This window comes from Francisella philomiragia subsp. philomiragia ATCC 25015 (assembly GCF_000156715.1).
Classification (GTDB): Bacteria; Pseudomonadota; Gammaproteobacteria; order Francisellales; family Francisellaceae; genus Francisella; species Francisella philomiragia.
Map to the genome: position 1 here is coordinate 3,132 of NZ_DS999324.1, position 1,357 is coordinate 4,488.

A 1,357-nucleotide genomic window follows, 5' to 3' on the forward strand; every position below is an offset into this window, starting at 1 on the left:
CTCTGGATCTGGTAATGCTCTTCTATCTAACTTACCATTCACAGTTAAGGGCATACTCTCAAGCTCAACTAATATACTCGGTATCATATATTCCGGTAGATTATCAGCAAGTTTAGACAAAATAGTTTGTTTATTAGGCTTACTTAAAGAAGGTAAATTATATAACTTATTACTATTTATATATGTAATACAATCACTCGTATAAATATCATCTGAAAAATTAGTAATTAGTGCTGATAGATATTCAGATCCTTTAGATGCATAATGATAAAACTTACAACTTAAATCTCTTAAAAAATCAGGAATCTCTTTATCTAAAAGTTTAAAATTGGGAATATTATCAATATATATATTACTATTATTTTCAAGTAAACTCTCAATATTTTCTTTAATATCTTCATACTGATATGTCTTAATAACTTGACTATCTTCTGTAACTTTTTTTCTTAGAACAACATCATATCTATATTTACTTAATTCATTCCTATAGCTAAAGTCTTTTTCTAAAATATCAACTTGTAAACCTTTTTCTTGAGCAAGCCTCAAAAAATATGAAGGTGAAATTAATAGCTCAGTCTCATTCAATGCTACTTTCTCTATATCTGTATCATTATATGGTTTTTGATCGTGATTATACTTATCTATTATTAATGACTTAAGTAAACTGAAATCTCTAACATCCCCAATAAATAACTGACCATTAGCCGATAACTTATCTATACATTTATCAATCACTTCTTCTAAATATGATACAAAAGGAAAATACTGTATTACTGAGTTCATTATTATAGTATCAAAATTATTTTGATCGATCTCATTTAACCTATCAGCTGTTAAGTGATAAAAATTAACTCTATCTTTATCTTTTAAATTATTCTTATGTCTTTGAATAACTGCTGCTGATATATCTAATCCCACATACTCTTTAATTTGCTTATCTAGTAGTGGATACATAATAAGACCTGAACCTACTCCAACTTCTAAAACCTTTTTAGACCAGTTCGTAAGTGTTCTGTTAACTGTGCTATCTCTCCATAAAATCATCTCATCTATAGGTATTTTCTTACCTGTTACAAAGCTATTCCAACCAGTGAAATCAACCTTCAAATCTTCTATCGTTTTATTTGTATATTCATCATCATATAAGCTTTCCCAATTTTCTAAGACATTTATTCTTAAGTTTTCATCACAGTAATTTGCATCTACACAATAATAACCTACTAAGTATTTAGAATTTGATTCAGATTCTTTAGCTAATACACATGACTGTTTAATCCCTGCTATTGAACTTAGTTGATTCTCAATCTCTCCTAACTCTATACGATAACCTCTGATCTTAACCTGATCATCATTTCGT

At 28.0% G+C, this 1,357-nt stretch carries 1 protein-coding gene; it reads right to left on the reverse strand.

The genetic code is table 11. From position 1 onward, the window contains the following. Positions 1-1,357, reverse strand: a 1,357-nt coding sequence (locus FTPG_RS09515) for a class I SAM-dependent methyltransferase (protein WP_004288261.1), incomplete at both ends; no start/stop codon positions are given.